The organism is Paenibacillus shenyangensis (assembly GCF_000346635.1).
In the GTDB taxonomy this organism is placed as follows: Bacteria; Bacillota; Bacilli; order Paenibacillales; family Paenibacillaceae; genus Saccharibacillus; species Saccharibacillus dauci.
In genome coordinates this window covers 56,448-81,688 of record NZ_AOIG01000024.1, presented here as the reverse complement: position 1 = coordinate 81,688, position 25,241 = coordinate 56,448, and the positions used below count along the sequence as shown (strand labels likewise).

The window sequence follows — 25,241 nt, the reverse complement described above, 5'->3', positions numbered from 1 at the left end:
AAATCATAATCTATAGTATAAACGATGTCTCCAGCTGGTGTGTGACAGGTTTGCAAAAAGCATGCATTTTGCGTCAATTTCATCCGAATTTAAGTTTGTCTTAACCGATTGTTCATGCAGCAAGGGTACAATGTAGACAGTATTCTTAACAGCAGAGGGGCAGGAAGCATCATGGAGATGAAACATATCCTTACCACTAGTTCAATGGCGCTGGCCATTTCCATAGGCAGCACAGTATGCCACACATCGCTATCTGCTGCATCCGGATTCAAGACAGGTCCTAACCGGACATTACTATCACATGACTTTATGCCGGATTACAGCAGACTATCATTGGTACACAATCATTCCTATTCTGATTCACATACAGCATCAGCATCAGCATCAGCATCAGCATCAGCATCAGCATCAGCATCAGGCCAATTATATGGAGATCGGCTAATGGATAGCCAGCATAATAGTAAAAGTTCATATACAGATCTGGATTCTGAACTTATTCTATCCTATATTATTGATGGAGCAGCCAGTCTGCTTGGACTCACTTCTCTGGAGTTAAGACAGTATTTACAAGATGGAGACAGCATTCAGCATATTGCAGAGCATCAGGGCTTCACTGCCGCACAATTCAGCGAACAGCTGCTCGAACACATAAGTATGACCCTTAAGGAAGCGCAGGCTTCCGGGCAAATTACACAGCGGCAGTACGAAGACCATTTACAGCTGGCCAGACAGCAGATTGAACGATTGGTTGATATGTATTAGGATTGGCGTATTCAATGATGGCTTGGACATGTTAACCGATAACTGCTCTGCTTGATAAGTTTTTTATAATTGACCAGTACGAAGAAGATCAGTTAGGACACAATCCTGTTCAGGATTTGATTTTCTTATACACTCTAGCCTGATGTATCCCATAACCGTTTTAGGGATCTATACTTTTATCCGGTTTATATACGTTGTATCACATAATAAAAGGTTGTATTCTTTTTGCCATTCAGCTGTTATAGCTGTTAATGGATTAGAGAATACAACCTTTTCATTATTTCAGTACATGATGATATTAATTGAGATATAAGCTTCGTTTTAGAAACTATCTATTGTTTAGATACAATGGATACTTTCATACAATCAGTCGATCAGTTCGCCCTGGAATACCTGCTGTCTGTTCAAAAACTCCCGCAGTGGTTCATATTCCGGAGAAGTCCAGAAAAACTCATTGCTGACCAACCTGGCTGCATCGTTACGAGCAATTTCCAGAACTTCAAAGTCGCTGACCATATCCGCAATCTTGAACTCCGGCAGACCGCTCTGCTTCGTTCCGAAAAATTCTCCAGGTCCGCGCAGCTCCAGATCTCGCCGCGATACTTCAAATCCGTCATCCGTCTCGGTCATCGCTCGCATCCGTTCCTGACCAATCTCTGACTTGGGATCGGCTATCAGAATACAGAAAGATTCATGTTCTCCCCGACCCACACGCCCACGCAGCTGATGCAGCTGGGACAGTCCAAACCGGTCTGCATCCATGATAATCATCAGCGTCGCGTTTGGCACGTCAACACCGACTTCAACGACGGTTGTAGAGACGAGCAGCTGCATCTCATTGCTGTAAAAGGCACGCATGGTCTCTTCCTTTTCGGCGGCATTCATCCGTCCATGCAGCAGCCCCACCTGATAACCCGGAAAAGCCTGATCCATCTGTACAAATAGATCAATTGCATTTTGCACATCCAGCTTATCGGATTCTTCAATCAGTGGACAGATCAGATAAGCCTGGCGTCCCTGATCGATTTCTTTGGAAATAAAACCCATCACCCGATCCATCATATTATGCTTGACCCAGTAAGTGGAAATTGGTTTGCGTCCTTTGGGACGCTCGGAAATCGTGGATACATCCATATCGCCAAAAGCGGTAATCGCCAGTGTCCGCGGAATCGGCGTAGCCGTCATCGTCAGCACATCCGGATCAAATCCCTTACGCCGCAGTACACTGCGCTGATTAACACCGAAGCGATGCTGCTCATCTGTAACTACCAGTCCAAGACTGCGGAAAAAGACATCTTCCTGAATCAGCGCATGGGTACCGACAATAATATCGGTCATTCCCATTTGCAGGGAAGCGATCAGATCCTTGCGCTTGCGACCGCTCACACTGCTGGTCAGCATTTCTACGGTAATATCAAATGGCTCAAACATGCGCTTCAGCGAGCGTACATGCTGCTCTGCCAGAATCTCGGTTGGCACCATGAGTGCGCCCTGATGACCCGAACGAACCGTAGCAAACAAAGCAATCGCTGCAATAACCGTTTTGCCTGAACCCACATCCCCTTGCAGCAGTCGATTCATACTATGGGGAGAACGCATATCCTTGAGAATTTCAAGCTCTACCTGCTTCTGTGCATCGGTCAATTCAAAGGGAAGACTGCGTACAAACTCGCGTATCGTCGCATTATCGGTCGTATGCACAATACCTGTCGACCGCTTGCGGTTCATGCTGCGATAAGCCTGCAGCTTGAGCTGGAACAAAAATAACTCCTCATATACCATCCGTCTACGTGCCTGCTTGCCCTCGCCTGCATCGACAGGCTGATGCAGCTGACGAATCGCCTGTTTGCGCGGCATCAGCTTATACTGCCGGATCAGCTCTTGAGGCAGCACTTCGGGAATCATTTCTCCATATTGATCCAGCGCCTGACCGATCATTTTACGAATCCAGGTCTGCGTAATCTTGCCACCGATCGAATAGACCGGCTGCAGACTGCCGCTGCGCTGGGTTCCTTTGTCCGGAAATTCCGAATCCGTAATGGTCATGGTCGATCGGCGTTGATCCCATTTGCCGGTCAGAATAATGACCCTGCCGGAAGTAAGCTGGTCTTTGAGAAAATGGCGATTGAACCAGGTCGCTGTTACCATCCAGTCATCCACCATAACTTTACAGGTCAAACGTGATTTTTTGCCATAGCGCTGTAATATCGGCAGGCCGACAATCTTGCCTTCGACCGTGATTTTATCGCCGTCCTTGACCTCCTGAAGCGCACGAAGGCGATAATCTTCATACCGGAATGGAAAATATTCCAGCAGATCAAGTACGGTAGAGATGCCAAAGGCGTGAAGCTCCCCTTCTTTGGAAGCACTCACGCCACTGACCTGCCGAACGCCAATCTGATCCAGATTGATATTCATCATCATCCCTCATCTATTCCTCATCCGGCCATGCGAACATGGCGATTGTGCCCGGTCCTGCATGTGTACCAATAACAGGTCCTACTTCAGAAAAGACCAGTTCGCCAATCTCATAATGCTCTCTGATCATCTGCAGCAAGGGTTCACACGATTCCCGGTTCGCCGTATGTCCAAGAGCCAGATTGATTTTACGTACATTCAGATTTTGACGCATCATCTCGACAATACGCGTCATAGCTTTTTTCTGTCCACGTACCTTTTCGACCGGATAGATCACGCCATTCTCGTCGATAGAGAGAATCGGCTTGACGTTGAGCAGCGTCCCCAGCACCGCCGAGGCTCTGCCGATCCGGCCGCCTTTGCGCAGATATTCCAGATCATCCACCATAAAGTAAAGCTCACGTCTGCTAAGTATATGCGCTACACCCGCTTCAATCTCTGCAACACTTTTACCCTGCTCGGCCAGTCTTGCTGCATGCACAACAGCCAGTCCATACCCATAAGAAGCCGATTTGGAATCAATCACGGTAATATGGCTATGATCGTCCAGCATCGAACGTCCAATCGTCGCCGACTGATACGTCCCACTAAGGCCTGATGACAGATGAATAGATACGATCGGACTGCCTGGATGCTCGGCTGTGAGCTTCTCGTACATCGCCGTATAATCCACCGGTGAAGGCTGGGATGTCGTAGGCAGCTGTGCTGAAGCAGACAATTTACTATAAAATTCAGCGGAGGTTATATCGACTCCATCCGCATAAGACTGCTCTCCAAAAAACAATCGTAACGGGATAATGCGTATATCATACTTTGCAATCAGCTCTGCAGGAATATCTGCCGTGCTCTCTGTCACAATAATGGTATGTGTCATAGCTTATCCCTCCTTCTCTCCAAAATAACACAACTGCTGTGAAATGCTTGATGCAGCTGCATGAGGCATTTCACAGTATTCCTTGCATCCTACTTTTTATATTCAGGATTCCACGGAGAACAGATAATGATATACCGGCTGATCGCCTTCATGAATCTCCACTTCGGCATCCGGATAAGTCTCGCTGATCCAGCTCGCCAGAGCCGTTGTATCGGCATCATTCGCTTCATTACCCACCAGCACGGTTACCACTTCCTGACCATCCTCAATCATGGAAGACAGCAGTTCCTGACAAGTCTGCAGCAGGGATGGGGCAGTAGCCACAATCTTGGAATTATGAATTCCGATATAATGGCCTTCCTTGATATCGATATTCTCCATGGTCGTATCACGTACCGCTACAGTCACCTGACCCGATTTCACATGATCGAGTGCTTCGGTCATATTACTCTCGTTCATTTCCACACTCTCGTCTTCCTGGAAAGCAAAAGCGGAGGCGATACCCTGTGGAATACTTTTACTTGGAATAACCGTAATCTGGCGGCTTCCTTCCAGCAGATCACGTGCCTGCTGTGCAGCCAGTACGATATTCGAGTTATTCGGCAAAATAAAGATATGACGTGCAGACAGATTCTCTACCGCTTTGACGAAGTCTTCAGTACTTGGATTCATTGTCTGGCCACCTGCCAGGATCGCATCTACACCAAGGCTACGGAAAATCTCCGAAATGCCGTCGCCTGACGATACTGCAATCAGCCCGTAAGCGGCTACTTCTTCGGCAGGAGGAACAGCGGCTGTCTGCGGATCGAGCGGTTCTTGTGGAATCTCGGCAAACAGATCCGGCGGAGGCGCAATATCCAGTCCGGCAGACAGCAGATCACGATGTTGTTCACGCATATTCAGAATATGGATTTGCGTAATCTCGCCATACTGCAGTGCTAGATTCAGCACTTCTCCCGGCGCTTTGGAATGGACGTGTACCTTGATGACCTCATCATCGGCAATCACGATAATAGAGTCACCATTTACAGCCAGCGCTTGACGGAACTTCTCTTCTTCAAAGCGAACATTACGGTTCGGTCCCAGCTGACGATTAATGAAAAACTCCATATCATAAAGGAATTCGATATCTTCGGTTTCCAGGCGTGCCTGAGCCGGCATCGGTGTATCAAATGCAGGGTTCTGGGCTACTACAGAAGCGGATGCTGGATTGGATGTACCTGTCATGCCCGGCTGCATAGCCTGGCCTGTATGAACGGCTGCAAAAGCCTGCTCTGTACTTGTAGCTGTGGTTCCATTCTGCAGATAGGCATAGAACCCTTCATAAATATATACAAGCCCCTGTCCGCCGGAATCGACTACGCCTACCTGTTTCAGTACAGGCAGCATTTCCTGCGTCTGTGCCAGCGTCTCCTGGGCACGGCGAAGTACTTCGCCCATCAGTTCTGTAATATCGGTAGTTCGACGCGCATAATAGGTAGCGTGCTTGGCTGCTTCCTTGGCAACAGTCAGAATCGTTCCTTCCACTGGTTTGACTACAGCCTTGTAGGCTGTCTCTACACCGTTTTGCAGCGCAGCCGCAAATTGTGCGGCATTTAGCTCATCACGCGATGCAGCTGCACGGCTGAAGCCACGGAACAACTGGGATAAAATAACGCCGGAATTGCCTCGCGCTCCCATAAGCAGTCCTTTGGACAGCACGGTAGCTGTCTGACCGATCAATGGAGAAGTGCCGCGTTTTAACTCGTTTACTCCTGCAGTCATAGTCAGATTCATATTAGTTCCTGTATCGCCATCCGGCACAGGAAATACATTCAGGGAATTGACGTGCTCTGCATGCTGATGCAGACGCTCCGCTCCCGCCAATACCATAGCGGTAAAATCAGTTCCATTTAAAGAACGCTTACTCAATGATAATTCCCCTTCCTCATGTATCCATACCAGCTCTGTCCGGGATGATATTTGAACAGAACGCATTGTTGAGTTTTCGTTTTCAGGTGTACCTATGATCTTATTTGTATTGTAAAAAAGCATATATGGGTTACTTATACGCTTTCTGTTCTCTGCCCGTTTCAAATAATTTAGAACCACGTACTTGTACCAAGTACCAATAACGGGCAAAGCTTTGTGTAGTGGAGGTTGTTCAGCTGCATGCGGACCTCTGCAGCATGGATAATCCACCCTGTCAGTCGGCAGAATGATACCTGCCAATCATGCAAAAAAAATACATATTGAACTACCTTATATTGTACTATAACCCTTTACAGAAATAAATAAAGTATTTAGAAGTGTTGACGTCGCTTTCTTGATTGTGATAATATGTTATGAGTGTTGTTTTCATGCACTTTTTCGGAAATAGGAGGTGTAACTATGGCTCGTAAATGTTATGTAACTGGTAAAACAGCTGGCAGCGGTAACAACGTATCCCACGCTAACAACCGTAACCGCCGTACTTGGGGCGTGAACGTTCAAAAAGTTCGCATCCTCGTAGACGGTAAACCAAAACGCGTATACGTAAGTACTCGCGCTTTGAAATCCGGTAAAGTTACCCGCGTATAATGATATGTTCATGAAGAAAGCATCTCTATTGAGTAGAGATGCTTTTTTGCTATCTTCCGATAGTTCTATTTAGTTTTTGATAACGGATAGATTGATCATCAAATCGATAAAACAACAAACAAATAGTCTCAAACAAAACGCGCCAATCCATTTAAGGGATTGGCGCGTTTTATTTATACTTATGCATCTTTACAGGATCATAATGGATGCACGAATATTGGCTAAAATAAGGCATCTACTCTTCAAATCCTTCATATCCTGAACAGCAAGATTGAAGATCTTTTTAGTGCAGACTATCGCGAATACTCTGAATAGCTTTGGCACGATCAGGCGTATTGAATACTGCGCTGCCTGCTACGAGTACGTCTGCACCTGCTTCTACAACCTGCTTGGCTGTAGAGGCAGTAATACCACCGTCTACCTCGATATGCAAAGCAGTATGACCCATAGCATTGGCCCACTCGCGAATCTCGCGGATTTTGTTCACGGTACGCGGAATGAAAGCCTGTCCGCCAAACCCTGGGTTCACTGTCATAACGAGAACCAGATCTACATCTTCCAGTACTTCACGGATCGCCGCTGCCGGTGTAGCCGGATTAATCGCCACCCCTGCTTTGATACCATGTTCCTTGATAAGATGAATCACACGGTGCAGATGAATACATGCTTCTGCATGAACGGTGATCATCTGTGCACCTGCTTTCACAAAATCTTCGATATAACGTTCCGGATTTTCGATCATCAGATGAACATCTTTGAACAGACCGGTATGTGACGAGATCGACTGCATCACCGGTGCTCCAAATGTAATATTCGGAACGAAATGACCATCCATCACATCAATATGCACCCAATCGGCTCCACCGCGCTCTACATCAGCTACTTCTGCCAGCAGTTTACCAAAATCAGCTGACAGAATAGAAGGTGCTATTTTCACTTTATGCATGATTAATACCTCCGTTTCTCGTCTTTCATTTCCTGATAAAATTGCTCATAGTGCTTGTATCTGCTATTGGCAATTTCTCCATTCTCCAGAGCATCCAGAACTTTGCAGCCCGGCTCGTGTAGATGGGTACATCCACGGAACTTGCAGTCGCTCGAATAGCGATTGAATTCACGGAAGCATGAGCCCAGATCCTCAACGCCCAGTTGTGTAAAGTTCAATTGACTGAAGCCCGGCGTATCTGCTACATAGCCGCCACCTTCCAGTTCGATCAGTTCCACATGACGTGTCGTATGCTTACCACGACCGAGACGCATACTGATTTCACTGGTGTTCAGATCGCTGCCGGGAATGACTTTGTTCAGCAAGGAAGATTTACCCACACCTGACTGTCCGGCAAACATGCTGATCTTGTTATTCAGCTCTTGCCGAATCTGATCGGTACCCAGATCCTGCTCGGCACTGGTAAGAATAACCTGATAGCCAATATCTTCATACAGCTGTCTGGCCTGCTCTACAGCCTGACGCATCGCTGTATCTTCTTCACGCAGCAAATCCATTTTGGTAAAACAGATCAATGGTTCCAGACCCGCATGCTCGATATGTACCAGGAATTTGTCCAGCAGAATCAGGCTCAGATCGGGTTCTTTTACGGAAAAAAGCAGTACAGCCTGACGAATATTAGCCACAGGAGGACGGATCAATTCCGTCCTCCGTGGCAGTATTTCATCTACCATACCTTCACCATTCTCAGTGAATGAAAAGATAACCTGATCGCCAACCAGTGGGGATTCCCCTCTTTTTTTGAAGATGCCGCGGCCGCGGCATTGTATCGTATCCGGTTGATCTGCAGGGATCGCTTCATCTGTCTGCTCGGGTTTTACATAATAATATCCGCTTAGTGCTTTGACGATTAAGCCTTCTGGCATGTAATCCGTCCTCTCATTGATCTTGCATGTTGAGTCATGATCTACGATTAGGGCGTACTGGTATCACTGCCCGTATCATCGGTATTTCCATTGCCGTTACCCTGACCATTCCCTTGTCCATTACCATTACCGAGACCATTTCCATTTCCGTTGCCATTACCGTTTCCTTCACCAGGAACAGGATCAACTGTCCCTTCATCTTCTGGAGGAGTGGTCTCTTCGGCTGGAGGAGTTGTTGTCTCCGGTGGCGGTGTCACTTCTCCGGTATTTTCAGGCTCTACTACACCTTCGGACAGTGTTCCCTGCTTGGCTTCATTGTACCCAATTGCAAAAGTATCCAGGAACTGACCATCACGGTAGACTTTAACGACACCATTTTGGTTAGGATCCAGCACCATATTGACTTGCAGCGATTTGCGGGAATCAATCGTTTTGGTTCCCCAGTCGCGATCGGCACCACGGGCATCTGTATAGACAATATTAATCTTGCTGGTCTTGCCTGCTGTAGCTGGCGGTACAGATACGGTATATGTGTAGTTCAGCGCTTCCGGCGGATAGCCGGTGCTTACCCATATATCCACTGCACTTCCTTTGGTCACCGAACCACCAGATTGTGGATTCTGGCGAGTTACTTTACCTTTATCCACTGTATAGCTTGCTTCCTGCTGTACATTGCCTACTTTCAGACCGGCAGAGGAAATTTTGGATTGGGCATCCGACTGGCTGATCCCTGCTACAGACGGTACCGAGGTAGTAGATACGCCTTTGCTTACGATTAATGTGACCGGTTGGGATTCCGGATCTACATCTTCGTTCGCTCCAGGTTTCTGGTCAAATACCTTGCCTGCTTCTACACTGTCGTTATTTTGGTCCTGTCTGGCAATCTGATCATCCTTGAAGCCCATTTCGATCAATTCTTTGCGGGCATCATCATAGGTCGAATTTGTAAAATCAGGCATTTTTTTAAGTTCTTTGGCCATAGCGACACTGAGTTTGACCTCAGCTCCTTTTTTGACCGTTGCATTCGGCTGTGGATCTTGTTCATATACCGTTCCAGGTGCAATACCTTCCTGGTATTCTCGGTGGACATCATCTGCAGGCTTCAATCCGTATTTTTCTAGTTCCACTTTGGCCTGCAGTTCCGTCATATTCGTAACACTCGGTACCGTAACTTCATCCTTGTTCAGCGTCTGATTTACATAGAATACAATTAAGAACATGATCAGCAATACAGCCAGTACCGAAGAGACAATGATTATCGTTTTTTTACGGTTGTTCTGTTTGGAAGCTGCTGTAGCTTTACTTTTGCCTCGGTCTCTCTCCATGCTTCGCACCTCATCATCCGGCAGACCGACCGGGATTGAATTAGGGCGAATCGCCGATACGACCTTGGTCTGCTCGTCATCATCATTACTCGCAAAGTAGACTCTGGATTCCGTGCTGCGCTCCGGCAGCAAACAGGTATCCAGATCCGTTAGCATATCATGGGCAGAATGATATCGTTCCGCCGGATTTTTACGCATTGATTTAAGTATAATATTCTCTACGCTCTGCGGAATCAGCGGGTTAATGAGTCTTGGATCTTCGAACTCATCCTGCAGATGCTTCAGCGCAACACTGATAGGGCTCTCCCCCTGGAAAGGCAATCTGCCGGTCAGCATCTGATAAAGCACAATCCCGAGCGAATAAAGATCGGATTTTTCTCCAGTTGTTACCCCTTTGGCATGTTCGGGAGAAAAATAATGTACAGAACCGATAACAGAGCCTGTCTGGGTAATGGTCGTCGATGTAACTGCACGGGCAATACCAAAGTCCGTTACTTTTACTCGTCCATTACGACCGATCAGTATATTATGCGGCTTGATATCGCGGTGAATAATCTGATTATGATGCGCATGTTCCAGTGCATCACAGATTTGCGTTGCAACTCGTACCGCTTCCTCAACAGGCAAAGGAGCACGTTCTTTGATAATTTCGTTCAGATTCTGGCCATTTACATATTCCATAACGATGTAATGAATATCATCTTCTTGTCCTACATCATAAATACTGACAACATTCGGATGGGACAATGATGCCGCTGATTGAGCTTCACGGCGAAATCTGCGAATAAATTCTTCATCATATACAAATTGCTGACGCAGTACCTTGATCGCTACATGGCGGTTTAGCAGTACGTCCTTGGCACGATAAACGAGTGCCATGCCGCCGCCGCCGATTTCTTCCAATACTTCATAACGGCCGCCCAGAATACGTCCTATCACGATGTCCACCCCTTTGTATCCGACCTGGGTGCAGAGTCATTGACCTCGAACAAGGCAACCGTGATATTATCTTCGCCACCGGCTTCCAGTGCAAGAGCAACCAGATGCTTGGCACGGTCTTCCAGTGGAATACCTGCCAGTGCAACGGTCTCGATCTGATCACCGGTAACCATATTGGTCAATCCATCGCTGCAGAGCAGCAGCACTTCTCCCGAGGATAATTGAATATCATCCAGCTCTACACTCACTTCGGAATCTGTTCCCAGCGCACGTGTCAGTACATTACGGCGCGGATGGGCAGCAGCTTCTTCCTGACTGATCTGTCCGGTCTTGAGCAGCTCATTGACGAGGCTATGATCCTGCGTTAACAAACGCAGTTCGTCCTCTCCGACCAGATAGGCACGGCTGTCTCCAATATGTCCGATAATGCCTTGATTGCCTCGCAGAAGTGCCGCTACGATCGTCGTTCCCATGTTGTAGTAATCGCTGTTCGTCTTTGCCATATGAAAAACAATGTCATTGGCATGCAAAATCGCGTCATGAAGCGCTGCACGGCAGGCTTCGGTCGATAATCCGGCCTCCAGCCCCTGCAGATCGCTTACTACAGTCTGGACGGCCAGCTCGCTGGCTGTATCGCCTGCCCGATGGCCGCCCATTCCGTCTGCCACAATACCAAGTATATATTCTTCCTGTATACTACCGATCCACACCGAATCCTCATTCACCTGTCGAACGCGTCCCTTATCACTCAGCTGCGCTGCTCTAATCAACTCTGATCACCTCGCTGTCGATTCCATGTGCTTCGCCCGCAACTGTCCGCAGGCCGCAGCGATATCATGACCCTGTTCGCGACGGATCGTTACATTAACACCTTTATCCGCCAGAATACGCTGGAATTCAAAAATATCTTTGCGTGGTGTACGCACATAGTTACGTTCAGGTACATAGTTGACAGGGATCAGGTTGACGTGACACATCATATCCTTAAGAACATTTGCCAATTCTTCGGCATGCTCCGGACGGTCATTCACGCCGCCGATCAGTGCATATTCAAATGTAATACGACGTCCTGTTTTTTCCATATAATAATGCAGGGATTTCATTACATCATCAAACGGGAAGCGACGGTTAACCGGCATCAGCTTGGAACGCAGCTTGTCATTTGGTGCATGAATGGAGATCGCCAGATTGATCTGGGTTTCTTCGTCTGCAAATTTATAGATATTCGGTACGATACCACTTGTAGATACAGTGATATGACGCTGGCCGATATTCAGACCTTTTTCGTGAATCATGATGCGCAGGAATTTCATGGTTGCTTCGTAGTTCTCGAAAGGCTCACCCGAACCCATGATTACGATACTGCTGACACGCTCATTGGTCTCATCCAGGATTTTCTGTGCCTGAACGACCTGAGCTACAATCTCGCCTGCTGTCAGGTTACGCTTCAGACCGCCCAGTGTCGACGCACAGAATGTGCAACCGATGCGGCAGCCTACCTGTGTCGTTACACAGATACTGTTACCATAGTTGTGACGCATAATAACTGTCTCAATCGCATGATCATCATGCAGACCAAACAGGAATTTCACCGTGCCATCCTTGGATTGCAGCTTGGTGATTTCGCTCAGTGTCACAAAAGAAAACTGGTCGTTCAGCTTGGCGCGCAGTCCTTTGGAAAGGTTCGTCATTTCCTCAAAAGAAGATACACGCTTCACATACAGCCAGTCAAAAATTTGTCCTGCCCGGAAAGCAGGCTCGCTATTTTCTTGCACCCATGCCTGGAGATCTTCCAGTGAATAATCATATATAAAGGGTTTCATTGAATTTATCACACCTATTCTTCATCTCTTATTTTTGTAAGTCATTTTTGTACATTTACAATACAGGTTACATCGGGTTTGCATCTTTACTATTTTAGCACAAAAAAAAGAAAGCCTAAAGAGGTGCCCGCCAGCTTCTGCTATTTTAAAGCGAAAGCATTGCCTGACGTACCCGCTGTAGGCCGTTATTGTGTATCCGTAGTTGTGCTAAGACCCTATACTAACTCATTCTGCGCAAAGCCGCAATATAAAATCCGTCCGAATGATAATCCTGCGGCAATATTTGCAGACCGATACTGGATTCGTTACTTTTTTTGCCTGACGAGCCGCGCTGTTTGGCAGCTGCTTCCTGTAAAGGTGCCAGTGGTGTGTCTGCTGCTTCAAATGAAGGATTCTCTTCCAGGAAACTGCGTACTACATATTCATTCTCGCTATACTCGATTGTACAGGTGCTATAGACCAGAATACCACCCGGCTTGAGCAGGGTAGATACCTGGCGGATCAGCTGCTGCTGAAGCTCGGAAATCTCCTGGATATCCTGCGGAGATTTATTCCATTTCAGATCCGGTTTGCGACGGATAACGCCAAGCCCCGAGCATGGTGCATCCAGCAGAATCCGGTCAAAGGAAGCTGCCGGATAACGGTCGGTCAGTGTGAGTGCATCCCCGATCGCTGTCTCGATCATATTCAGATGCAGGCGCTGTGCCTGATCATCGATCAGCTTGCGCTTGTGATCATGAATATCATTGGCAGTAATTTGTCCCTGATCATTCATTTTCTCAGCTATATGAGCTGTCTTGCCGCCCGGAGCTGCACAGCAGTCCAGCACTTTCATACCCGGCTGCGGCTGTACCGCTTCCGCGACCAGCATGGAACTTTCATCCTGAATGGAGATCAGACCTTCGCGATACCAATCTGTCAGTGCCATATTGCCACTGCCACCTACCAGAATACCATCCGGTGCTACTGCCGAAGGCTGAGCATAATAACCGGCTTCATTCATCGTCCGCATCATCTCATCCCGGGAAATCCGGAACGTATTGACCCGTACGCTGACCGCAGGCGGTTCATTGTTGGACATGCAGATCTGCTCGGTCGTCTCTGCGCCATACTGCTTGATCCAACGTTTTACCATCCACTGGGGATGAGAGTACTGCAGCGATATACGCTGTGCGGTTGGCAGACCGTCCGGAATCGATAGTTCATCCAACTGACGAAGCACATTACGCAGCACGCCATTTACCATGCCTGATACACCCTGATGTCCACGACGTTTGGCAATATTGACGGCTTCGTTCACCGCTGCGTGAGACGGAATGCGATCCAGGTAATAAATCTGGTAAAAGCTCATACGCAGCAAGTTGCGTACCCATGGCTGCAGCTTTTGGGTACCTTTGGCAACCAGCTGGTCAAGAAAATAATCAATTGTATTGAGATGAGCTACGGTGCCGTAAACGAGTTCTGTAGCAAGACCTGCATCCGAACGTTCCAGATCTGCCTGGATCAATGCCTGATTCAGCTTAAGGTTACTGTAGGAACCCTCCACCTCTACGTCGGTCAGTACATTCAGCGCCACATCACGGGCGGACAGCTTGCGACTCGCTCCACCGCCACTGCGTTGATGCTGAACATTATGCTTTGGACGAGCTGATTGACTGCCAGCGGAACGCTCTTGTCCGTTGCTTCTTTTTTTCTTGTCGTCGCTCACTGGAACACCGTACCTTTGGTCAGGGATGTACCGCGTACATAGTCTGCCGCACGCAGTGCTTTTTTACCGGCTGGCTGTACTTCGGTTAGTGTAATAACGCCATCCCCCGTACGGACGGTAATACCTTCAGTTCCCATATCTATGACAGTACCCGGTGCAGCATCAGTCACTCCCGCAGGTAACGCAGCCGCTGGATCAGGCTGAAGGGTTTTCCATACTTTGAATACTTCATCATTCCAGATTGTGAATCCACCGGCAAAAGGCACCAGTCCACGAATCTGGTTGTAAATGGACCGGCTGTCTTTCGACCAGTTGATCTTCTCGTCATCACGTGTCAGATTGGGCGCGTACGTCGCCTGCTCATCATCCTGCGGCTCCGCCTCAAGCGGTCCTTGCAGTAGACGCGGCAGCTCCTGACGCAGCAGTACGGCTCCAGCCTCACTCATTTTGGCAAATAATGTACCTGAGGTATCTTCATCTGTAATTGGAACTTCCAGACGGGAAATCATATCTCCGGTATCCAGTCCTTCTGCCATATACATCAGTGTAATACCGGTTACGGTCTCGCCATTAATGATAGAGCGCTGAATAGGTGCTCCACCACGGTATTTGGGCAGCAGCGAGCCATGAATATTTACACAACCCAGACGAGGCAGATCAAGTACCGCTTTTGGCAAAATCTGTCCATAGGCAGCTGTTACGATCAGGTCCGGTTCATAGGCAGCCAGCTCGGCTACCGCTTCAGGACTGCGCATACGCTGTGGCTGCAATACAGGCAGTCCATGCTCCATAGCTGCTGCTTTGACTGGAGTAGGTGTCAATACTTTTTTGCGTCCCTGTGGACGATCCGGCTGCGTGACTACACAGACCACATTCATTCCTTCTTCCAGTAGTACATTCAAGCTGGCCACGGCAAAATCAGGTGTTCCCATAAATGCAATTTTAACAGTCAAAGCTTATTCTCCTTCCTCATCCAGTCTGCGGTCATAGACACGCTCGGCAATATCGGTAAATAGTACACCGTTCAAATGATCAATCTCATGCTGAAGCGCACGTGCGAGCAGTTCGCTTCCGGTAATAGTGATTTCTTTCCCGTTACGATCCAGGCCTTTGACGGTCACTTCCATCGCACGGCGAACTTCACCGTTCAGTGCCGGGATGCTCAGACAGCCTTCCGAACCGAGCTGTTCTCCGCTGCTGTCTACAATCTCCGGATTGATCAATTCGATCAGACCGTGTTCATCTCCTACGTCCACGACGATAGCGCGTTTTAGTATCCCGACCTGTGGTGCAGCCAGACCTACGCCATCTGCATCATACATTGTGTCTGCCATATCGGTCAGCAGTTTTTGTACATTAGGTGTGATTTTGGTAACTTCTTTTGCTTTTTTATGCAATACTTCATCGGGTTCTTTTACAATAATACGAATTGCCATCGGGTATCCCATCCTTTATTTGTTCTACATTACAAGTGTTTATTGCTGTGCATTACAGATTTCAATCGCACATAGATGCAGTGCATACTGTCATTCTCTGTCTGACAGGTATTTCTGTTTGTGCGCAGAGTACAGGGCAGCACTTCAACAGCTGCTGCCCTTCTACTCTAGCTATCCCATATCCGTTATACCCCTTGGCCGCGATCCATTATGATACTGGAAATGTATATCCCGGATCATTATTTCACGGATGATTACATCAATACCTGCGGGTCTACGTCGATGCTGATCTGAAGATCTTTATCACGTACGCTGTCCTGGAGCTGTTCAGATAATTGCTCTGCCAGCCGGGCCACGTCCATATCTCCACGCCATTTTATCATACATTGGAATCTGTATCTATTTTTCAGTCTTGGAATCGGGGAAGCGACGGGTCCGAGTACATCGAGCGCTTCTGTTGAGAAACGCTCCAGACTACCGAGCCAGCCAAGCTTATGCGACTGATCCTTGACCATCTGCACATAATTCTCGGCAATGCGCACGAGCAGCGGCAGCTTTTCATGGGAAAAGGTAATGAGTGCCAATCGGCAGTATGGAGGATAGCTGAGCACCTGACGATGCTTGAGTTCCTCGCGTACAAAAGAAGCATAATCATGATGACTGGCATGCACAACCGAATAATGATCCGGATTGTACGTCTGTACGATAACTTCACCTGGCAAATGGTGTCGTCCTGCCCGCCCTGCTACCTGGGTCAGCAGCTGGAACGTTTTCTCGGCTGCACGGAAATCCGGTAAATGCAGTGCGGAATCCGCAGCGATAACACCAACCAGCGTCACATCAGGGAAATCCAGTCCTTTGGCGACCATCTGTGTACCCAGCAGCAGATCGGCCTGTTTATCGCGAAACTGGTTCAGCAGCTTTTCGTGCGAACCTTTTTGCGTCGTCGTATCCACATCCATACGTACAACGCGTATGCCCGGAAACAGCTTGGCAAGTTCTTCCTCAACCCGCTGGGTGCCTGTACCAAAGTAGCGTATGTGCTCACTGCCACACTCTGGACAGATCTCGGGCGCCGGCTGCGCATGTCCGCAGTAATGACAGCGCAGATTGTTGGAACGCTGATGGAATGTCAGTGAAATATCGCAGTTCGGACATTCCGCTACATAGCCGCAGGTACGGCACATCACAAAGGTCGAGTGACCCCGCCGGTTCAGCAGCAGCACAATCTGCTGCTTTTTCTCCAAACGGTCTTCGATCGCTTGATGCAGCGGACGGCTGAACATGGAGCGATTGCCTTCCTTGAGTTCTTCTCGCATATCGACGATATGCACTTCCGGCAGATCACTTCCAAGTGCACGTCCGTGAATTTCCAGCAGTGCTGGATTGAATTCGTCGCTGCTCTGGGAACGGGCTGCATGGTAACTTTCCAGTGACGGCGTCGCCGAGCCGAGAATGACCACTGCTCCATGCTGATGAGCACGACGTACTGCTACGTCACGTGCATGATACTTAGGACTCTCTTCCTGCTTGTAAGAGGTCTCATGCTCCTCGTCCATAATAATCAGACCCAGGTTGGCAAAAGGAGCAAAAATGGCCGATCGCGCGCCAATCGCTACAAGTGCCTGGCCCTCGCGGATTTTGCGCCATTCGTCATAACGTTCTCCACTGGATAGACGGCTGTGCATAGCGGCTACATGATCACCAAAACGGCTTTTGAAACGTTCTACCATCTGGGGAGTCAGTGCAATCTCCGGCACCAGCATAATAGCCTGCCGATTCTGCTCGATAACGCGCTGAATCGATTGTAAATACACTTCGGTCTTGCCGCTTCCTGTAATCCCGTGAACGAGAAATTCGCCTTCAGTACGTGTATCCAGACGCTGTACGATCGCATTGTAGACCATCTGTTGTTCATCGGTCAGTACAAACGGCTGACTCGGAGCAAAACTATGATTTTTGTAAGGATCACGGAACACTTCCATATCGCGAATTACAATATACCCTTTATCCGCGAGTGATTTGACGGTTCCTGCCGTTACACCGAGTACACTCATAATATCCTTGAGCGGAATCTCGCCGCCGGTATCTGCAATAAATGTAAGTACTTCTTTTTGGCGCCGTGCTTTGGCCGGGAATTCTTCAATAATGGTACGAATCTCATCCTCTGGCAAATGCAGCGCCACGGCTCGGATGGTTTTTTTCTGCACTTTGTCACGAATACTGCGGCTCTCGGATAAGACACCTCGCTGCAGCAGCTGCTTGATCACATCGGCATGACTGGCAAATTTGCGGGTCAGATGCTCCATCCGTACTTCCTGCTGCTTTTGGATATGGGCTACAATCTGCGCTTCCGTATCCGTCAGCTCATCCATACTTTCAAACAAGACCGGCTCATCCGGATCACGCTGCAAATCAGATCCGCGTTCTCCCCATTCCGAACGGTCGGTTACACGAATATAGCGTTCCGCCTTGCCTTTGAGCGCTGCAGGCAGCATCACTTGAAGTGCCGTAATCCGGTGGCATGCATACCGAGCACTCATCCATTCCGATAATTCAACCAGATCCTCGGACAAAGGAGGCGTCAGATCGAGCAGTTCCTTGATCGGCTTGAGCTTGACCGGAGGAGTGTCTGATTCCATACTCAGCCCCACTACAAATCCTTGCAGTGTCCGCGGACCAAAAGGAACCCCCACCCGACTGCCGATTTCCAGCCATCCTTTCATGGATTCGGGAATCAGATAGTCAAAGGGTCGATCTGTGCCCCGGCTAGGTACATCGACAATGACCTGGGCAATCCTGCTCATGAAGCAGACACCCCGTTCAGCCGGCTTGCAGCAATCTGCAATAATTGAAATGCCACATCATCTTTGCTCATCAGCGGCAGATCTTCTACCAGTCCTCGGGCATCATAGATCTGTACTTTATTTGTATCGGTACCAAAACCTGCTCCAGCTTTGGTGACATCGTTGGCTACTAGCAGATCGCAGTTTTTGCGCTTTACTTTGTCCATTGCATATTCGGCAACATTATTGGTTTCTGCGGCAAAACCGATCAGGAACTGTTGTTGTTTGCGCTGACCGAGACTTTCCAGAATATCGACGGTTTTTTCCAGTTCAAGTACCAAATCTTCATCTTTTTTCTTCATTTTGGTAGCATGAACGGTCTTGGGACGATAATCGGCAACAGCAGCGGTCTGAACCATGATGTCCGTATGATTCCATTCTCCGAGTACTGCTTCATACATATCCTGTGCTGATTGCACCTGTACCGTATCGATTCCTTCGGGAAGCGGCACCTGTATGGAACCAGCGATCAGACATACTTCAGCTCCCATCGCGTGGGCGGCACGAGCAACTGCTATCCCCATTTTGCCTGAAGAATCATTGGTGATATAACGGACAGGATCAATACGTTCTATGGTACCTCCTGCGGTTACCGTTACTTTGCGTCCGGCCAGCAGATGTCGCATCTCTTCGCGCTGCTGCTGGGCAGCAAAGAAATCGTTCACTACACGAATAATAGTCTCCGGTTCTTCCAGACGCCCTTTGCCTACATAGCCACAAGCGAGCATGCCTTCCCCTGGCTCAATCATCAGTACACCACGATTCACGAGTGTATTCATGTTCTGGATGATCGCGGGATGCTGGTACATATGCACATTCATTGCGGGTGCGACCATAATCGGTGCAGTAGTCGCTAATAGCATGGAAGAGAGCATATCGTCTGCCAGACCGAGCGTCATTTTGGAAATCGTATTAGCTGTCGCCGGCGCGATCAGTACCAGATCTGCCAGATCCGCCAGATGGATATGAGTAACGACTTCCGGATTGCGCTCGTCAAATGTATCAATATGAACCGGATTACGGGAAAGTGTCTGCAGCGTCAGCTCTGTAATAAATTTGGATGCCGATTCCGTCATGATGACATGCACATCTGCTCCCTGCTTCACCAGGCCACTACACAGCGCAGCCGCTTTGTAGGCTGCAATACCGCCGGTAATACCGAGTACGATCTTTTTACCTCGTAGCATCTATTTCCCCTGCTTTCCTATAGAATAATTGGAAATAAAGAAAGTCATACAAGAGTCCGTTTCTTTCATTTTCCTATAACTGATATCGTTAAAATATATAATATGATAGTGGATTATAGACTGTGTATAAAACCATTTGTGCAAAAAAAGATCGAACATTCAGCCCTTGGACGAAATCATGTTCAATCCCTTAATTATAACTCTTTTCCGCAAAAAAAGTAACCGGAAGAAAGACCTTCTTCCGGTTATCTGTGTATACATATGGACACAAAAAATAACAACCTCACGGTTGTTATCCTTGTCAGTCAGTATATTGGCCGACTGTTGATACTACATCTCTGTAACAGGCGCCATACTGCCAACGCCGCTGCAGTGAGATTTATTTGTTTTCGCGATCGCTTTGCTCCAGCTCGGCTTCGGTTCTGCGCTCGATTTTGATATTGTCATTGTAGATTTCTTCCAATGCCACACCTACATACTTGTGGGAACGTGGATCATGAAGTTCACTTTTGCTGCCGTCGCGCAGTTGTCTTGCACGGCGGGAAGCTGCTACAACGAGGGAATACTTGCTGTCTACTTTGTTCATCATTTCATCAATAGAAGGATATAACATGAATTAAGCACCTCTTCATCGGGCTGGAAGCTCAGGCTTCAGCCTCTTATTTGCGGATCTTGCAATGCTCGGCAATAATAATGCTCTCGATACGCTCGCACGCCAGATCAATCTCATCATTGACTACTGCATAATCGTAATGCTTCATCATTTCGAGTTCATCTGCAGCAACAGTCATACGGTTGTTGATGGTGTCCAGCGTCTCGGTTCCCCGATTTTGCAGACGGTTCTGCAGTTCTTCAAATGATGGAGGGGTCAGGAAAATAAATACGCCTTCCGGAAACTTCTCCATCACTTTCAATGCGCCCTGTACTTCAATTTCCAGGAAAATATCATTACCTGCCTCAAGCGTTCTATCCACAAAATCACGCGGCGTCCCATAATGATTACCCACATATTCCGCATATTCCAGCAGCATATCGTTATCAATCATCTTTTTGAACTCATCATGTGTCTTGAAGAAGTAGTTCACTCCATCGACTTCGCCAGTTCGCGGCTGACGAGTCGTCGCCGATACCGAATAGATCAGCTCAGGCTTGCGGATACGCAGTTCTGCGCTTACGGTTCCTTTACCCACACCGGACGGACCGGATAATACAAATAATAATCCCTTAGACATGGTACACTCCAATGTAGGGCTGCCGACGGTCATTACCGAAGCAAGGAGGCCGACAGCCTGTTTTTGTTTATTCGTCGTTATCGTCGTCTTTGAGAGACAGACGATGTGCTACAGTCTCCGGCTGTACAGCCGACAGGATAACATGATCGCTGTCTGTGATGATAACCGCACGGGTACGTCTTCCGTAGGTGGCATCGATCAGCATATGACGATCACGCGCTTCCTGAATAATACGTTTGATTGGCGCGGATTCCGGACTTACGATGGAGATAATCCGGTTCGCTGATACAATATTACCAAAGCCAATATTGATAAGTTTGATTGCCATCTTCAGGTTTTTCCCCCTATACATTTGACTCAATCGCGCCGAAATAAGGTCGCTTGTTGGTCTTTATTCCAAATTGGCGGCTTGTTCACGGATTTTTTCCAGCTCCGCTTTCATCTCGACGACATGGTTAACTAGAGCCAGATGATTAGCTTTGGAACCAATCGTGTTCACTTCCCGGTTCATTTCCTGAAGCAAGAAATCCATTTTACGTCCAATCGGATCATCGGTATGCAGCAGATTTCTGAACTGTTCAAAATGACTCGCCAGACGTGTTAATTCTTCGTCAATATTGGAACGATCCGCAAAAATGGCGATTTCCATTCCCACACGGGATTCATCCCAGTGAAAACTTCCGTCCTGCAGTTCGGATAAACGCTGCCGCAGCCGGACACGATGTTCTTCTACGACTGTAGGAGCCAGACGCCGCATCTCGGTATAGAGCTGCTCCAGATGATCGAGTCGTCCGCGCAGATCTTCTGCCAGATGACACCCTTCTCTGGCACGCATCTCAAGCAGGCCTGTCAGCGCTTCGCCTAGACCTTGCTCCAGTAGCTCTCTCCACTGCTCCGGATCATCATCGTTCCCATTCTCCTGAACGGTCATGACCCCGGGCAGCGCCAGCAGCTGATTAATATCCAGCCGGCCTTCCAGCTCCTCAAACTGCTGAAGCTCACGGGCTGCCTGAATATAGGATCGGACTGCTGCCTGATCCAGCTTCAATGCTGCCTGTTCGCCGCCATCCTGCTCCTTATTTACAAACACATCAATCCGTCCACGCTTTAGCTGGCTCTGTACCAGCTTGCGCAGCGTATCCTCCAGGCCAGCCCATTCACGGGGCAGCCGGAGCATCACTTCGCAGTAGCGATGATTGACGGATTTGACTTCAATCTGGATTTTGTAGCCGCCATATTGCACGGCGGACTGACCGTATCCGGTCATACTGAATGACATCGGCATCACATCCGTTATTCTATTGTAATTGATTATTTACCATGAAACAAGGGGTTTGGACGCTGCTTTGCTTTTGCCCATACATATTCAGTAAGCTGTGCACTCATATCGTACAACATAAATGGAGTCATGATATAAATTCCATTAAAATACTCCAAGGCCACATCCACCAGCTCACGGGCGATAGCGACACCCGTTTGTCTGGCATCCGGTCCTTCGAGCCCTGCCATACGGCCACGAATATGATCAGGCAGCTGAATCCCAGGTACCTCATTATGCAGGTATTCCGCATTGCGTCCACTGGCCAGCGGCATAATACCGATAAAAATAGGAACGCTCAGATGTTTGGTTGCTTCATACATATCACGAATCAGCTGTTCATCATAGACCGGCTGGGTCATGATATAGTCGGCACCTGCAGCGATTTTCTTCTCCAGACGCTGTACCGCTTTGTCCAGATGCTTCACATTCGGGTTAAAAGCAGCCCCGACTACAAAACGTGCTCGATGCTTGAGTACTTTGCCCGAGAAGGCTATTCCCTCATTCAGTTGCTTGATCATACGGATCATGTCAAATGAAGTCATATCGTAGACCGAGCTTGCGCCAGGCAGATCACCGAACTTGGATGGATCGCCTGTGACCGCGAGGATATGATCCACGCCCAGTGCATTCAGCCCCATCATATGTGACTGATTACCGATCATATTGCGATCCCGGCATGTTACATGCACGAGCGGACGAAGTCCGGTCTCCCGCTGAACCAGATGAGCCAGTGCCATATTGCTCATCCGCGTAACAGCAAGTGAATTATCCGCCATGGTTACAGCATCGGCACCGGCCTTTTTGAGCGCTTCGGCTCCAGCCATAAAGCCTGTAATATCCAGATCACGCGGCGGATCAAGTTCCACGATAACCGTCGGTCGTTCTTTGACCAATTCAACCAGTGTAGGCGGTACATCCTCCCGATCGGAGCCCCAGCCGCCTAGAATATCCTTTTCCATCGTAATACTAACCTGCGGTGAAGGAACGCGCACATTCGAAAAGTCGAGTGGTGCCGGCACATAATCAGCCAGTGCACGAGCAATCGCAGCAATATGCTTTGGCGTCGTTCCACAGCAGCCGCCGATTACTCTGGCACCCAGCTCTGCCAAGCGAACCGAACTTTGTCCAAAATATGAAGGCTTCGCCTTGTAGCGGTACTCACCATCCACATAGCTGGCTACACCGGCATCCGGATACACTGATAGCGGCAGTGATACTTTGCCACGTACATATTCCAATGCCCGCATCGTTCCATTTGGACCGACGCGGCAGTTCAGTCCTACCATGTCTGCTCCAGCTTCTGTCAGAATGGCAAAAGCATCCGGCAGACTGTACCCATCCAGTGTACGCACTGCATCCTCCACCGTTAATTGGCAGATAACCGGAATATCGGTCAGCTTGCGCACTTGCTTGAGAGCAACAGCCAGCTCCTCCAGCTCGAAGAATGTCTCCAGCAGAATGCCATCGACCCCTTCTTCCAATATCGCATTCAGCTGCTGTCTGAAATATTTGCGCAGCTGCGGAAGCGGCGTATTCGAACGTTTGCCTTCCCGGATCGCACCGACCGATCCAACCACATAAGCCTGATCCCCGGCTGCCTGCCTGGCAATACGTACACCGGCCCGGTTAATCTCTTCTACTTTATGTTCAAGCCCATATTTGGCCAGCTTTTCATGATTGGCGGAAAAGGTATTCGTCTCCAGCATTTCTGCCCCTGCAGTCACATACTGTCGATGCACATCTTCAATAATATGCGGACTCAGCAGGTTCAGCTCCTCATAGGAGATGCCTACCGGGAATCCCAGCTGATATAAATAGGTTCCCATTGCTCCGTCGCCTACAATAACACCTTCTGTCCATCTTGATCGCAAATCCGGCTTCATCTGCTACACCTCGCTGTATCGATTTATGCTTAAATGTATCATAAATCCCAAGCAAATCGAGGCAGAAATAGCTGATATAGCTAAAAGGTATAACCGGAGCTTAATCCAGCGTCTGTCCGGTATATACCGTTGCTGCCGGACCGGTCATATAGACATGATTACTGCTCTCATCCCACTCAATATACAGGTCTCCGCCCTTGAGCGAGACATGGGCATTACGGTCGGAATAACCATTCAGCACTGAAGCCACGAGTGTCGCACAAGCTCCCGTACCACAGGCAAGTGTCGGTCCCGCTCCCCGTTCCCAGACTCTCATATCGATCCGGTCACGGCTCTGTACCGTGGTAAACTCTACATTGACCTTGCGTGGAAATAGCGGATGAGTCTCCAGCAGCGGTCCCCATTGATGCAGATCAAAATTCACTGCATCCTCCACATAAATTACGCAGTGCGGGTTCCCCATTGATACAGCTGTAAAATGAAAATGCCGCCCTTCTACTTCTACCGGCTGGTTCAGGACCGGATTGCCTTCTAGAGCAACCGGGATCAGACCTGCTTCGAGGACAGGCTCACCCATATCCACACGTACCGTAACCGCTTTGCCATTCTCTTCTTGCACCGTAACTGCCTGAACGCCGGCACCGATCGTCTCGATCTGAATCTCTGTGCCTGCTGCAAAACCACGGTCAAACACATATTTGGCTACGCAACGGATTGCATTGCCACACTGCTCTGCTTCCGATCCATCTGCATTAATAATCCGCATCATATAATCTGCTCGGGCGGAAGGCAAAATAAAGACCAGCCCATCCGCACCGATCCCAAAGTACCGATTGCAGTGCTGGATCGCCAGTTCCGCCGCGTTAGCAGGCAGAGATGGCTCGCCATACACCACGATAAAATCATTGCCAAGTCCGTTCATTTTGGTAAATTCCATCGCTGCTCTCTCCCCTGAATATGCTGTTTAATCACTTCCTACTGGGTAAGCATACATGATACGACTATAAATTGCGAATGCTTTGTGGCATGATAGAATAGGTGGAATAGGATGGAGTT

At 48.5% G+C, this 25,241-nt stretch carries 22 protein-coding genes; 3 read left to right on the top strand and 19 right to left on the bottom strand.

Annotation, left to right across the window (positions count from 1 at the left end):
- The first annotated feature begins 301 nt into the window (after window positions 1-301).
- On the top strand, window positions 302-442 hold the full coding sequence (locus tag H065_RS28345; RefSeq protein WP_017814705.1) for a hypothetical protein: 141 nt from the start codon (window positions 302-304) through the stop codon (window positions 440-442).
- On the top strand, window positions 442-762 hold the full coding sequence (locus tag H065_RS0119175) for a hypothetical protein (RefSeq protein WP_017814704.1): 321 nt from the start codon (window positions 442-444) through the stop codon (window positions 760-762). The genes H065_RS28345 and H065_RS0119175 overlap by 1 nt, the downstream gene beginning before the upstream one ends.
- A 366-nt stretch (window positions 763-1,128) precedes the next feature.
- Here the strand turns inward: H065_RS0119175 and recG are convergent, their stop codons facing one another.
- From recG to H065_RS0119160, 3 genes are all read right to left on the bottom strand, one after another.
- Window positions 1,129-3,180, bottom strand: coding sequence for an ATP-dependent DNA helicase RecG (gene recG / locus H065_RS0119170; protein ID WP_026136341.1), 2,052 nt, complete (start codon window positions 3,178-3,180; stop codon window positions 1,129-1,131).
- A 13-nt stretch (window positions 3,181-3,193) separates the two neighbouring features.
- A complete protein-coding gene (locus tag H065_RS0119165) occupies window positions 3,194-4,054 on the bottom strand; it encodes a DegV family protein (RefSeq protein WP_017814702.1) in 861 nt (286 codons plus the stop codon).
- Between the two features lie 102 nt (window positions 4,055-4,156).
- Window positions 4,157-5,965 carry a DAK2 domain-containing protein gene (locus tag H065_RS0119160; RefSeq protein WP_017814701.1) on the bottom strand — a complete coding sequence of 603 codons (1,809 nt, stop codon included), beginning with the start codon at window positions 5,963-5,965 and terminating at the stop codon, window positions 4,157-4,159.
- Window positions 5,966-6,424: 459 nt separating this feature from the next.
- On the opposite strand from H065_RS0119160, the gene rpmB reads away from it, so the two are divergent.
- Entirely contained in the window at window positions 6,425-6,613 is a 189-nt protein-coding gene (rpmB, locus tag H065_RS0119155) for a 50S ribosomal protein L28 (RefSeq protein ID WP_017814700.1), read from the top strand.
- Window positions 6,614-6,896: 283 nt separating this feature from the next.
- Here the strand turns inward: rpmB and rpe are convergent, their stop codons facing one another.
- The 16 genes from rpe to dapF all read right to left on the bottom strand — a co-directional run bounded on the left by rpe (window position 6,897) and on the right by dapF (window position 25,122).
- Entirely contained in the window at window positions 6,897-7,559 is a 663-nt protein-coding gene (gene rpe, locus H065_RS0119150) for a ribulose-phosphate 3-epimerase (protein WP_017814699.1), read from the bottom strand.
- Between the two features lie 2 nt (window positions 7,560-7,561).
- Window positions 7,562-8,485 carry a ribosome small subunit-dependent GTPase A gene (gene rsgA, locus H065_RS0119145; protein WP_017814698.1) on the bottom strand — a complete coding sequence of 308 codons (924 nt, stop codon included), beginning with the start codon at window positions 8,483-8,485 and terminating at the stop codon, window positions 7,562-7,564.
- 47 nt (window positions 8,486-8,532) lie between these two features.
- On the bottom strand, window positions 8,533-10,749 hold the full coding sequence (gene pknB / locus H065_RS0119140) for a Stk1 family PASTA domain-containing Ser/Thr kinase (RefSeq protein WP_017814697.1): 2,217 nt from the start codon (window positions 10,747-10,749) through the stop codon (window positions 8,533-8,535).
- Window positions 10,746-11,519, bottom strand: coding sequence for a Stp1/IreP family PP2C-type Ser/Thr phosphatase (locus H065_RS0119135; RefSeq protein ID WP_017814696.1), 774 nt, complete (start codon window positions 11,517-11,519; stop codon window positions 10,746-10,748). The genes pknB and H065_RS0119135 overlap by 4 nt, the downstream gene beginning before the upstream one ends.
- A gap of 6 nt (window positions 11,520-11,525) precedes the next feature.
- Window positions 11,526-12,572, bottom strand: a complete 1,047-nt coding sequence (gene rlmN, locus H065_RS0119130; RefSeq protein WP_017814695.1) for a dual-specificity RNA methyltransferase RlmN — start codon at window positions 12,570-12,572, stop codon at window positions 11,526-11,528.
- A 220-nt stretch (window positions 12,573-12,792) separates the two neighbouring features.
- Window positions 12,793-14,142 carry a 16S rRNA (cytosine(967)-C(5))-methyltransferase RsmB gene (gene rsmB, locus H065_RS0119125; RefSeq protein ID WP_026136340.1) on the bottom strand — a complete coding sequence of 450 codons (1,350 nt, stop codon included), beginning with the start codon at window positions 14,140-14,142 and terminating at the stop codon, window positions 12,793-12,795.
- Window positions 14,143-14,276: 134 nt separating this feature from the next.
- Window positions 14,277-15,212 carry a methionyl-tRNA formyltransferase gene (gene fmt, locus H065_RS0119120; RefSeq protein WP_036630397.1) on the bottom strand — a complete coding sequence of 312 codons (936 nt, stop codon included), beginning with the start codon at window positions 15,210-15,212 and terminating at the stop codon, window positions 14,277-14,279.
- Between the two features lie 24 nt (window positions 15,213-15,236).
- Entirely contained in the window at window positions 15,237-15,716 is a 480-nt protein-coding gene (gene def / locus H065_RS0119115; protein WP_017814692.1) for a peptide deformylase, read from the bottom strand.
- 254 nt (window positions 15,717-15,970) lie between these two features.
- Complete coding sequence (priA, locus tag H065_RS0119110) at window positions 15,971-18,523, bottom strand: primosomal protein N' (protein WP_017814691.1); 2,553 nt, start codon at window positions 18,521-18,523, stop codon at window positions 15,971-15,973.
- A complete protein-coding gene (gene coaBC, locus H065_RS0119105) occupies window positions 18,520-19,749 on the bottom strand; it encodes a bifunctional phosphopantothenoylcysteine decarboxylase/phosphopantothenate--cysteine ligase CoaBC (RefSeq protein ID WP_017814690.1) in 1,230 nt (409 codons plus the stop codon). The genes priA and coaBC overlap by 4 nt, the downstream gene beginning before the upstream one ends.
- A 379-nt stretch (window positions 19,750-20,128) precedes the next feature.
- Entirely contained in the window at window positions 20,129-20,362 is a 234-nt protein-coding gene (rpoZ, locus tag H065_RS0119100; protein ID WP_017814689.1) for a DNA-directed RNA polymerase subunit omega, read from the bottom strand.
- A gap of 46 nt (window positions 20,363-20,408) precedes the next feature.
- On the bottom strand, window positions 20,409-20,981 hold the full coding sequence (gene gmk / locus H065_RS0119095) for a guanylate kinase (protein WP_017814688.1): 573 nt from the start codon (window positions 20,979-20,981) through the stop codon (window positions 20,409-20,411).
- A gap of 67 nt (window positions 20,982-21,048) precedes the next feature.
- A complete protein-coding gene (gene remA / locus H065_RS0119090; RefSeq protein ID WP_017814687.1) occupies window positions 21,049-21,309 on the bottom strand; it encodes an extracellular matrix/biofilm regulator RemA in 261 nt (86 codons plus the stop codon).
- Between the two features lie 63 nt (window positions 21,310-21,372).
- On the bottom strand, window positions 21,373-22,260 hold the full coding sequence (locus H065_RS0119085; RefSeq protein WP_017814686.1) for a YicC/YloC family endoribonuclease: 888 nt from the start codon (window positions 22,258-22,260) through the stop codon (window positions 21,373-21,375).
- A gap of 32 nt (window positions 22,261-22,292) precedes the next feature.
- Window positions 22,293-24,185 (bottom strand): bifunctional homocysteine S-methyltransferase/methylenetetrahydrofolate reductase, encoded by a 1,893-nt coding sequence (locus tag H065_RS0119080; RefSeq protein ID WP_017814685.1) that lies wholly within the window; start codon window positions 24,183-24,185, stop codon window positions 22,293-22,295.
- A gap of 100 nt (window positions 24,186-24,285) precedes the next feature.
- Window positions 24,286-25,122, bottom strand: coding sequence for a diaminopimelate epimerase (gene dapF / locus H065_RS0119075; protein ID WP_017814684.1), 837 nt, complete (start codon window positions 25,120-25,122; stop codon window positions 24,286-24,288).
- Window positions 25,123-25,241: the final 119 nt, after the last annotated feature.

What these genes read in the sequence shown, in the direction of transcription:
- H065_RS28345 (WP_017814705.1), top strand. Translation starts at nt 302, where the DNA reads ATGACTTTATGCCGGATTACAGCAGACTATCATTGGTACACAATCATT.
- H065_RS0119175 (WP_017814704.1), top strand. Translation starts at nt 442, where the DNA reads ATGGATAGCCAGCATAATAGTAAAAGTTCATATACAGATCTGGATTCT.
- recG (WP_026136341.1), bottom strand. Translation starts at nt 3,180, where the DNA reads ATGAATATCAATCTGGATCAGATTGGCGTTCGGCAGGTCAGTGGCGTG.
- H065_RS0119165 (WP_017814702.1), bottom strand. Translation starts at nt 4,054, where the DNA reads ATGACACATACCATTATTGTGACAGAGAGCACGGCAGATATTCCTGCA.
- rpmB (WP_017814700.1), top strand. Translation starts at nt 6,425, where the DNA reads ATGGCTCGTAAATGTTATGTAACTGGTAAAACAGCTGGCAGCGGTAAC.
- rpe (WP_017814699.1), bottom strand. Translation starts at nt 7,559, where the DNA reads ATGCATAAAGTGAAAATAGCACCTTCTATTCTGTCAGCTGATTTTGGT.
- rsgA (WP_017814698.1), bottom strand. Translation starts at nt 8,485, where the DNA reads ATGCCAGAAGGCTTAATCGTCAAAGCACTAAGCGGATATTATTATGTA.
- rlmN (WP_017814695.1), bottom strand. Translation starts at nt 12,572, where the DNA reads ATGAAACCCTTTATATATGATTATTCACTGGAAGATCTCCAGGCATGG.
- fmt (WP_036630397.1), bottom strand. Translation starts at nt 15,212, where the DNA reads ATGGGAACACCTGATTTTGCCGTGGCCAGCTTGAATGTACTACTGGAA.
- def (WP_017814692.1), bottom strand. Translation starts at nt 15,716, where the DNA reads ATGGCAATTCGTATTATTGTAAAAGAACCCGATGAAGTATTGCATAAA.
- priA (WP_017814691.1), bottom strand. Translation starts at nt 18,523, where the DNA reads ATGAGCAGGATTGCCCAGGTCATTGTCGATGTACCTAGCCGGGGCACA.
- coaBC (WP_017814690.1), bottom strand. Translation starts at nt 19,749, where the DNA reads ATGCTACGAGGTAAAAAGATCGTACTCGGTATTACCGGCGGTATTGCA.
- rpoZ (WP_017814689.1), bottom strand. Translation starts at nt 20,362, where the DNA reads ATGTTATATCCTTCTATTGATGAAATGATGAACAAAGTAGACAGCAAG.
- gmk (WP_017814688.1), bottom strand. Translation starts at nt 20,981, where the DNA reads ATGTCTAAGGGATTATTATTTGTATTATCCGGTCCGTCCGGTGTGGGT.
- remA (WP_017814687.1), bottom strand. Translation starts at nt 21,309, where the DNA reads ATGGCAATCAAACTTATCAATATTGGCTTTGGTAATATTGTATCAGCG.
- H065_RS0119085 (WP_017814686.1), bottom strand. Translation starts at nt 22,260, where the DNA reads ATGTCATTCAGTATGACCGGATACGGTCAGTCCGCCGTGCAATATGGC.
- H065_RS0119080 (WP_017814685.1), bottom strand. Translation starts at nt 24,185, where the DNA reads ATGAAGCCGGATTTGCGATCAAGATGGACAGAAGGTGTTATTGTAGGC.
- dapF (WP_017814684.1), bottom strand. Translation starts at nt 25,122, where the DNA reads ATGGAATTTACCAAAATGAACGGACTTGGCAATGATTTTATCGTGGTG.